Origin of the sequence: Candidatus Anaplasma sp. TIGMIC (genome assembly GCF_028204095.1) — a bacterium.
Classification (GTDB): domain Bacteria; phylum Pseudomonadota; class Alphaproteobacteria; order Rickettsiales; family Anaplasmataceae; genus Anaplasma.
The window spans coordinates 40,267-50,403 of the sequence record NZ_JAQLOH010000004.1; the positions used below are offsets into that span (position 1 = coordinate 40,267).

The following is a 10,137-nucleotide window of genomic DNA, read 5'->3' on the forward strand; positions in this document are numbered from 1 at the left end:
AGCATGTGCGCTATATAGCATAAACATTGGCATGATTACTACAATCCAATTGCCATGATATGTTCCATATCTATTAAGAATTCAAAGTTGTGTTGACTACATGGGTGGATATGGTAGCCTGAGAGTAGTTTCCTGTTTTGTCTTTGTGTTAGGGATGTCCGTGCCCGCGTACGAAATCGTAGACCACGAATATGATGTGGTGGTTGTAGGTGCGGGTGGAGCTGGGCTCCGGGCGGTTATGGGCATGACAGCAGTTGGTCTGTCAGTTGCCTGTGTTACCAAGGTTTTTCCAACACGTAGTCACACCGTTGCAGCGCAGGGCGGCATAAGTGCAGCTTTAGGTAACGTTACTGAGGACGACTGGCGGTGGCACATGTACGACACTGTGAAGGGTTCTGACTGGTTGGGGGACCAGAACGCTATAGAGTACATGTGTAAGAACGCTATGCAGGCTGTGGTTGAGCTTGAGCACTATGGCGTGCCTTTTTCAAGAACTAAGGAAGGTAAAATATATCAACGCCCCTTTGGTGGTATGACCACTGAGTATGGCAAGGGTAAACCTGCGGTACGAACATGTGCTGCATCAGATAAAACTGGTCATGCGATATTGCACGCTTTGTATCAGCAGTCACTTAAGTTCAATGCAAAATTTTTCGTTGAGTACTTTGCTATAGACCTGTTGATGAGCGAAGATGGTAGCGCGTGTCATGGCGTTATGGCGTGGTCACTGTGTGATGGAGTTTTACACAGGTTTAGGTCACATGCGGTTGTTTTGGCTACTGGTGGGTATGGGCGAGTATACTTTTCCGCGACAAGTGCGCATACATGTACGGGAGATGGTGGAGGTATGGCTGCAAGAGCCGGGTTGCCTCTTGAGGATATGGAATTTGTACAGTTTCACCCTACAGGAATATACGGTTCCGGCTGCTTGATGACGGAGGGCTGCAGGGGTGAGGGCGGATATTTGTTAAATTCCGCTGGTGAAAGGTTTATGGAGCGGTATGCTCCGAAAGCTAAAGACCTAGCTTCGCGCGATGTTGTGAGTAGGTCTATGACTATGGAGATTCGAGAAGGTAGAGGTGTCGGCGAAAAGAAAGACCACATATATTTGTCTATAGCCCACTTAGATCCTAAGGTAATACAGGAGCGTCTGCCTGGTATTAGTGAAACTGCGAGGACATTCGCTGGCGTTGATGTTACGCGAGAACCTATTCCTGTTCTACCTACGGTGCACTACAATATGGGCGGCATCCCTACTAACTACCATGGGGAAGTTGTGGCATTGAGGGATGGTTCTTCGTATAGTGTGCTTAAGGGTCTGTTTGCGATTGGTGAGGCAGCGTGTGTATCGGTGCATGGAGCGAATCGTTTGGGGTCCAATTCTCTACTAGATCTGGTAGTTTTCGGGCGAGCTGCAGCGTTGCGGGCTAAGGAGATCATCCAGCCTGGTTCGCTTTGTCCTCCTATCAAGAAGGCACTTGAAGAGGGCATTGTAGATAGATTTGACAGGATGCGTTATTCTAGCGGTGCTCACAGGGTTGCGGAGATTCGTAGCAGGATGCAGCACGTAATGCAAGAGCATGCGGCGGTTTTCCGTACTGCTGAGGTATTGAATGAAGGAAAGAGCAAGATTCGTGAAGTTGCATCGTTAATGAAGGATATTTCTGTTACGGATAGGAGTATGATCTGGAACAGTGACCTGGTTGAGGCTCTGGAGCTCACAAACATGATGCCTCAGGCTGTTGTTACAATGGATTGTGCAGCAAACCGTCTGGAAAGCCGGGGGGCGCACGCACGCGAAGATTTTCCTGAACGTGATGATGAGAATTGGATGAAACATACCATGGCCTGGTATGACTCTGATACTTATGATGTTACAATAGATTACAAGGAAGTAGATGCTCATACTTTGACGGACGAGGTGGAGTATTTTCCTCCTCAGAAAAGAGTTTATTAATTAGGAGTTAGAAATGGTTCAGTTTTCTTTGCCAAGAAACTCCAAGGTCAATCCGAATGGTAAAGTTCACGATGCATCTGGCGGGGCGAAGCGCACTAGGTGTTTCAAGATATACAGGTGGTCTCCAGATAGTGATGAGAATCCTAGGATAGATACCTTTTACATAGATCTGGACAAATGCGGGCAGATGGTTCTTGATGCGCTGATCAAAATCAAGAACGAATGCGATACTACTTTGACATTTAGAAGGTCGTGTCGTGAGGGAATATGTGGTTCATGTGCGATGAATATCGATGGCACGAACACTCTTGCGTGCACTAAGTACATCTCTGATATTAAGGGCGATGTGAAGATATTTCCGCTGCCTCACATGGACGTTATTAAGGACTTGGTGCCGGATTTGAGCAATTTTTACAAGCAGTATCAATCTATCAGTCCTTGGTTAAAATCTGACGGTGCGCGGTCAGATAAAGAAGAGCATCTTCAGAGCATAGAGGATAGGAGTAAACTGGATAAAGTCTACGACTGCATACTATGTGCGTGTTGCAGTACGAGTTGCCCGAGTTATTGGTGGAACGCAGATAAGTACCTGGGGCCCGCGGCGTTGCTACAGGCATACAGGTGGTTAATAGATAGCAGGGATACGGCAGCAAATGAGAGGTTGGCGTTTTTGGCGGATGCGTTTAAATTGTACAGGTGTCATACGATCATGAACTGCACAAAAACATGTCCGAAGGATCTAAACCCGGCTAAGGCAATAGCAAAGATAAAACAAATGATGGTGAGGGGGCTGGAGCTATAGATGGAGGGTGAGTTAGAAGGGCGCACTAGACGTGTGGTTGTGCCGGCGCTTGAGGACATATTGTACGAAGAGCACAAGGTGCTGGATCGGGGGTTTATTAGGGTCGTTGACTATATGGGCTCTGATGCGTCCATAGTGCAAGCTGCTCGTGTTTCCTATGGCAAGGGCACGAAGAAGTTGAGTCAGGATACTGCGCTTATAGGGTATCTTATGAGACATGCGCACACGTCGCCTTTTGAGATGTGTGAAATAAAATTCCACGTAAAGCTTCCGATTTTTGTTGCGCGCCAGTGGGTCAGGCACAGGACCGCTAATATAAATGAATGTTCTGCTAGATATTCTGTTGTGGAAAATGAGTTTTATATTCCCGAGGAGCACGAGGTGGCTGAGCAATCAATGAACAATGCTCAGGGCAGGGGGGCTCCATTGGCTCCGGAGGTGGCTCGAGGGATTATAGATCTTTTTAAAGATAATTCTGACCGCATGTATGCAAGTTACGAGTCAATGCTCGATCAGGGTCTTGCTAGGGAATTAGCGAGGATGAGTCTCACTTTGAACTGTTATACACACTGGTACTGGAAGACTGACCTTCACAATCTGTTGAGGTTCGTTATGCTGCGGTCGGGCAGTGGCGCACAGTATGAACTTCGTGCGTATGCAGAGAAAATCCGTGAAATCGTAGCTATGTGGGTCCCCATAACGCATCAGGCATTTGAGGAGTATTGTTTGGAGTCTAAGACGCTGTCCAGGAGTGCTCTGTGTGTCATACGCAGACTTTTGAGTGGCGAAAAGGTTGCTAGGGAAGACACTGGGATGGGCAAGCGGGAATGGGATGAGCTTATGGAAACCTTGTTTCCAGAACAAAGCCGTTAGTACGCTTAGAATTTTGGTGTTATTTCCAAAAGTATTTTCCGATCATAGGTGCGTGGTGCGAATCTAAGTGCTATTCTGCATGAGCATCGGGTGCAGTACTGCCAATTCTCTGGTATCAATCTTCGGGTGCATGCTGGAATGCTTTGCTGTTTACGACGTATGGTAATGTTCAACTGATGTGCCTAAGATCAAGCGCTGCCGCATAGTGGATTAATGTGCGTTGGGTGCTGGTGTACGTTTAGTTTAGGGAGTTTTGCTACTATGCTAGTTCGAGAGACGCTGATATTGGCGCTTGTTATCATGACTATAACGATTTGTGATGTGTCGTATGACATGTACATTCCAAGCCTTCCGCATATCGGCGCGTATTTTGGTGTACCGCATACAGTTGTGCAGCTCACTGTGAGTTTAAACTTGCTTGGTGGTTCGCTATCAGGTTTGGTGTATGGCCCGGTATCTGATCACTACGGTCGCAGGCCAGTAATGTTGTGCGGTATAGCCATTTTTCTGCTTTCAAGCATTGGGTGCTGTTTCGCACTTAACATGGGAGTACTAATAGCACTGAGATTTTTGCAAGGGTTAGGTGCCGGAGTTGCAGGCGTCGTGGGATATGCGATCATCAATGATGTATATACTGGGGAGGACGCGGCCAGGAACTTATCTATCGTAAACATGGTAGTATCTCTATCTCCTGTGGCGGGGCCAATAATAGGCAGCTATGCCATAGCATGGGGATACGGATGGCAGCTCCTGTTTGTTATCGTAGCGTTAAGTGCCATAGTCCTTTTGCTAACGCTCTTCATTTGTTTGCCGGAAACTACAAAGAGTCGCCAAACGCACCTGTCCTGTCGATCTGTTGTCACCGAATACGCTGCACTGTTCAAGAATTGCAAGTTTTTGGGGTATGCGTGTATCCAGGGTCTTACTATTATGTGGGTATGGGCATCGCTTGCAAATTTACCGTTTGTTTTTATAGAGGGAATGGATTTACCCGTGCGCCACTATGGTTACTTAGTGGCCATAAGTGTTGTGGCCTATATTTGCGGTACTTTCGTCAACCGGCAGCTTCTAGGCCGTGCCAGAATGCGCTGGATTATAGTGATGGGCCTTGTACTTGTTATGGTGCCGGATATTGTAGTCATTATATGTAGTTACCTACTCCCAGAACTTCTAAATCCTTGGTTCATAGAGCTCATATGGGTACCATCGTCGTTTGGGGTCGCATTTGTGACAATCAATAGTGTTGCCACTGCATTCAGCGAGGTAAGTAATAAGGGTGTGGCGTCGGCTTTCATACTGTGTGAGCAAACAGTGTTTGGTGCGGCAGGAATATACATTGTGGGTAAGTTTTACAATGGAACTGTTGTTCCAGTAGCGATTTTGCCAATAGTCTGCTGTATTACATGTGGTCTCATTTTGTGTTTACTCACGAAATGTGACAAAAAGCTGAAAGAAGCTTCTAGCTAGCAGCAGTATTGGTGTGACGCGGTGCGTTCATGAGTTATCCCCTACAGGTGAAACTGCATATACTGCACAGGAGTTTTCCAAAGGCACTGCACCGATTGTAGAGGTTTGTCTCAACGTTACATGCCCACAACTTGTCGCGAATTTTGTTTTACGCACTCCGACGAGGACTGCGCGTCATTATCTCACCGTATCCCTGTTATCAACCATCTGGATGAACGCAATGGTACTGTGATGAGGTTATGTAGTTCGTCCAGTAACCGAGGCAACCAGAACTGTGATATGGCACGAAGTGTACAATCATGTACCTTATCAGTCTTCTCCTGTGTTCACCAGCTGCAGAGAGTTTTGCGTTATGGCGAATTCATATGTTTAGTGCATTATTGTTTGTCTTGGTAGGGCTAGTAGAATAAGCAGCATCTTAGTAGCAAGACTGTGAGCGAAAGGTCAACCCGTTCGCAAGTATGTGTAGCGTGTCTCTAGTAGTGCTTATTGATTATGAATATCTCCACTTGCTCGCACACTGAGACCAAAATTTTCATGTTTCCCAACGTTGGTATTATTATGCAGACGTACGGTATGAGACTATGACTACGAATGCTTGTATTGGCACATATTGCGCCCGTAAATTTATGTATTCAGTCTGCTTCTATCAAAGCTGGCGTGGTGCTGTGGCATTACCGCGACTGCAAACAATATGTGCGATATGATACGAAACAGAGTTTTGTTTTCTATCGACATTTTTCAAGCTCAGAAACACTACGCAAATTGCATGTGGAAAGGGCACACTGGGCCGACCATTCTTTAGTCAGCCTTAGGGTGCTTGTTTATATGTGGGACATTCTGCATATAACACAGCTTTTATAGTTCGTTGTGGAAGCTCATACAAGCTTCGTGACAGTGTAAGAATTACTGATGGATAATACAAAAATTTATAACCTTGCCTGGAATGGTAAAGGCTACAAAACATGCAGATGTATATATGATGGCGAAATGGCCTTATGCGCTTCACTTGATGCCATAATCGCGTATGGACTATTTTTGTTGTCCACCGAATTTCTACATTTTTTTGTAACGAATGCAGCACGGCACTTCTATATCCATAAGCAGTACAAAGAGTTTTAACATGTGCAATGGTCGCCGCGGTAGTTTGTAAGTGGCTTATTGGTTAGCATATATGCATTGCTGTGAGGCTGTTATAACGTACTGAAGCCACAGCATGGATACGCGAACACACGCATTGCATGTAAGCTTCTAAACGCGCAGGTAATGCTGTTAGGGCTCTTAGTTTCTTCATATACGGGTTTTATCTTGTTACACGTGATTGTAACAGTAGGTGCAGTCTTCGCATTTTAATGCGGTTTTGCGGTCTCATTACACGAGAACAGCAGCGGGCTAGTCCGAAGATCTAACTTTTGCCTATCACTACATGATATGTGAGCGGGCGATGCCGCATGCAATTACTGGAAAGCAATACAGGTTGTTATTTAGATAGCCCGCTGGCACCGTGAACCAAATAATGACATAGCTTATGTTAAAAGTTTGTATTCGCACTTTGTGAAATAAAACAACGTGCCGCTTTACACATACTGCTGATTCATGAGGTACTCCAGCGCCTTGGGCGTGAGTATCCTTCCGCGAGGCGTACGTTGAATGAAGCCGATTTTTAGCAGGTAAGGTTCAATGGTCTCTTCAATATTGCCTACATCTTCTGACAAAGCTGCGGCAATTGTGTCAATACCGACAGCATTTTTAGCTTCGTAGATGAATGAGAGGTACTTTATATCCATCTTATCAAGACCTGCCTTGTCCACTCCAAGATTCTGCAGAGCCGTGTCGGCAAAAGCTGAGTCTATGCAGTAATATTTCTCAACTGTCATAAAGTCGCGTACTCTCCTAAACAGGCGTAATGCTATCCGTGGAGTGCCACGTGATCGAGAAGCGATCTCATATGCGCCACTGTCATCAATATTCGTACATATAACATGTGCAGCGCGTTTAATCACAAGTATCAATTCTGCTACGGTATAGAATTCAAGATGCAGGGGTATGCCAAATCTGTCTCGGAGTGGATTAGAGATGAGACCAAACCTCGTGGTAGCCCCAATTAAAGTAAAAGCAGGTAGATCTATACGTAGGGTACGTGCTCCGCAGCCCTCCCCAACAACAATATCTAGGCAGCAGTCTTCCATGGCGGAGTATAATATCTCCTCGATATTTCTGTTCAGTCGGTGGATTTCATCGATAAACAGAACGTCCATTGCTTGCAAGTTTGTCAATATTGCAGCAAGATCTCCAGCTTTGCTTAGTAGTGGTCCCGAAGTAGCGCGGAAATTAACTTTAAGCTCCTTTGCGATGATGTGTGCCAACGTGGTTTTACCTAGCCCCGGAGGGCCATATAGAAGCACATGGTCCAATGGTGCACGCCGCTCGTATGCGGATTTTATAAACACCTTGAGATTTTCTACGATCTTGCTTTGCCCAACAAACTCTTCTATCAAACTTGGGCGCAGGGAATAATTACGCTCATCCTCTGGCAAAGCATCGTTTTCGTGTAACAGTTCAGTCACTTTGTAAGCTCTTTAAGCGCATAACGCACTGTATCAGATAAACTATGTGTTGTTCCAACTTTTCCCAGCGCGTCCAATATTCGTGTTTTTTCATATCCAAGGCCCAAAAGTGCGGAAATTGCGTCATTTTCTTCAGCGTGTGGTGATCTCTTAGCCAAGGTGGGGTTAAATTCAAGTTTTTGTATTATTGGAGTAAGCTCTGTAAAAATTCTGTTTGTCAGTTTATCACCTATGCCACCCACCTTCAGTGCCGCCTTGTCTTCGTTCACGATTGCTGAGAACAACTGATCTGGTGTTAACCTATCCAGTATCGAAAGAGCCGTCTTGTAATTAATACCGCTCACTTTAATCAGCATTCGCAAACATTGCTGCTCTGCGGTGTTATCGAAGCCATAAAGCTGAGGAACGTTCTCCCGGTTTACGTAAGTCTCAATATAAAGCTTCTTCATGTCGCCGCGCTTACACCGGAGTAGGGTCCTGTAGGAGATATGAACTATATAGCCGACCCCACCTACTGACAGAATAATGCCATTGTCCAGTATTTCTTCCACTATGCCGGAAAGCGTTCCTATCATTGCAGTTCACTGCAAAACTTCTGCATCAGCGCCTGAGTCTCTCTCTTATTCAGTAATGTGTCAACGCGCAGAATCGCCAGCACCACAAACAGTAACGAAAGCGCTACAAACATCGTGATCAGGGGAACAAGCATAGCAGGGTCTATAGCAATGCCACCTTTCCGAAGTATGCTGGAAGTTTGGTGCAACGTTGACCATATATCCACAGAAAACTTAACTATGGGCACATTAATAGCACTGAAGACAGCGAAAAGCGCTGTGGTTCTTGCAGCCCGGTGCTGGTCTTCAAATACATTCCATAACGAAGTGTATCCGAGAAATAAAAAAAGCAGTAAGAGAACAGACGTAAGTCGTGCATCCCAGACCCACCACGTTCCCCACGTGTACTTACCCCACACGCTGCCTGCGACAAGGCACACGGAAGTAAAACACGCCCCTACTGGTGCTATGGCACGTGCAATTACGGGCATTGCACTGTCTTTTTTCACTAAGGTGGCAAGGCCAAGTGCTGCAATTACGGTGTAGGCCCCCAGCGAGATCCACGCACAAGGCACATGTAGGTACATTATGCGAACAACATCGCCCTGCCTATAGTCTTCAGGAGACGCAAACAAGGAGAAATACAGGCCTGTAGCCAAAAAGATTGCGCAGAGGCACACTATATACCGCAGTGATGACCGCAAGCAGCGAACTAAACCGTGCATCCATATAAACAAGCTCTACACACTGGGAGAAAGTAGCACAGTTACATACAAAGGACAATACCAAGTTACCAAATGACTACGCACAGATGCGGTCCAGTATATGTCGTGGCAATGTGTGCGCCACGCCACAGGATGGTACAATGTGTGGCAACATTTGACAGTTGCACGATATAGCAAATTTGCAGGTAGAGAGGTACATTGCCATTGCGTGCACAAAAAAGGTTTATCATAAATGGCACATAAAGATGTCGGGGCTGTCATGTGTGACATGTGTTAGTTTTTGTGGTCAAATGTGCTTTACGGTATTAGCATCACTTGTAACAGAAGGAGATAGCAGTTGACTCATTCGGTGCCAAAAAGTGAGGGAGTGTTGCTTGTGCTATCATCTCCATCAGGATGTGGTAAGACCACGGTTGCCAATATTCTTGTAAGCAACAAGAGTTACAACATCGTGCGATCTATATCCGCGACTACTCGTAAGCCACGGGCGGGTGAGGTAGATGGGAGGGACTATTTCTTTGTTGAACATGAGGAATTTCACCGGCGCTGTGATTCTGGGGAAATGCTGGAACATGCAGAGGTTTTTGGTAATCTCTACGGTGTCCCCCGTAAGTATGTTGAGGACAACATTAGCAAAGGCATAAACACGCTACTGGTCATCGACTGGCAAGGCGCTTTTAAGCTTATGCAGATGATGCAAGAGCACGTGGTGAGCGTGTTCATAGTGCCTCCTTCTATGGAAGAACTGAGAAGAAGATTATGCGGTAGAAACCGAGGGACTGATTCTGTAGTTGAGACTCGATTAGCCGGCGCCGCGTTTGAAATAGCGCACTGCTACGAGTATGACTATGTAATAATAAACGAGGATGCTGAAGAAACCGCCCAGATGATAGGAAATATTCTGAGTGCGGAATGCTTAAGGACATCGAGACAGAAATTTCTTAAAAGGTTTGTGGACGAAAACTTTCCGGACCAGACAGCGTGAACGACCTCACGTGAGAGATTTTTCCAGGCTCAGGCAGTAGTTTCTTGAAATGTGCGGTGTAGTACCAGCTCATAAAATCCGCTACAGACCTTGGTTCAAAGCTCTATGGTCTTTACCTTCAACAGTCTTAGCAAGATGCCCCGCCACAATAGCCTTGTTATCCAGGTTCATATCAGTCATCTCACCAGCAACTTGCGAGGATGCATC

At 45.9% G+C, this 10,137-nt stretch carries 8 protein-coding genes; 5 read left to right on the forward strand and 3 right to left on the reverse strand.

Annotated features, from left to right (window positions below):
* The first annotated feature begins 154 nt into the window (after positions 1-154).
* From sdhA to PGW94_RS00900, 4 genes are all read left to right on the forward strand, one after another.
* On the forward strand, positions 155-1,957 hold the full coding sequence (sdhA, locus tag PGW94_RS00885) for a succinate dehydrogenase flavoprotein subunit (protein WP_271757638.1): 1,803 nt from the start codon (positions 155-157) through the stop codon (positions 1,955-1,957).
* Positions 1,958-1,970: 13 nt separating this feature from the next.
* Entirely contained in the window at positions 1,971-2,759 is a 789-nt protein-coding gene (locus PGW94_RS00890; RefSeq protein WP_271757605.1) for a succinate dehydrogenase iron-sulfur subunit, read from the forward strand.
* On the forward strand, positions 2,760-3,632 hold the full coding sequence (thyX, locus tag PGW94_RS00895; protein WP_271757614.1) for an FAD-dependent thymidylate synthase: 873 nt from the start codon (positions 2,760-2,762) through the stop codon (positions 3,630-3,632).
* Positions 3,633-3,893: 261 nt separating this feature from the next.
* Positions 3,894-5,099, forward strand: a complete 1,206-nt coding sequence (locus PGW94_RS00900) for a multidrug effflux MFS transporter (RefSeq protein WP_271757617.1) — start codon at positions 3,894-3,896, stop codon at positions 5,097-5,099.
* A gap of 1,577 nt (positions 5,100-6,676) precedes the next feature.
* Here the strand turns inward: PGW94_RS00900 and ruvB are convergent.
* From ruvB to ccmC, 3 genes are read right to left on the reverse strand one after another with little or no spacing between them, the layout of a single operon-like run.
* The gene (gene ruvB, locus PGW94_RS00905; RefSeq protein ID WP_410519513.1) at positions 6,677-7,657 is read right to left on the reverse strand and encodes a Holliday junction branch migration DNA helicase RuvB; all 981 of its coding nucleotides are present in this window, start codon (positions 7,655-7,657) and stop codon (positions 6,677-6,679) included.
* 5 nt (positions 7,658-7,662) lie between these two features.
* Positions 7,663-8,241 (reverse strand): Holliday junction branch migration protein RuvA, encoded by a 579-nt coding sequence (gene ruvA / locus PGW94_RS00910; protein WP_271757623.1) that lies wholly within the window; start codon positions 8,239-8,241, stop codon positions 7,663-7,665.
* The gene (gene ccmC / locus PGW94_RS00915) at positions 8,238-8,945 is read right to left on the reverse strand and encodes a heme ABC transporter permease CcmC (RefSeq protein WP_410519511.1); all 708 of its coding nucleotides are present in this window, start codon (positions 8,943-8,945) and stop codon (positions 8,238-8,240) included. Before ccmC ends, ruvA begins: the two co-directional genes overlap by 4 nt.
* 337 nt (positions 8,946-9,282) lie before the next feature.
* Between ccmC and gmk the strand changes: the two genes are divergently transcribed.
* A complete protein-coding gene (gene gmk / locus PGW94_RS00920; RefSeq protein ID WP_271757629.1) occupies positions 9,283-9,930 on the forward strand; it encodes a guanylate kinase in 648 nt (215 codons plus the stop codon).
* Positions 9,931-10,137 lie beyond the last annotated feature (207 nt).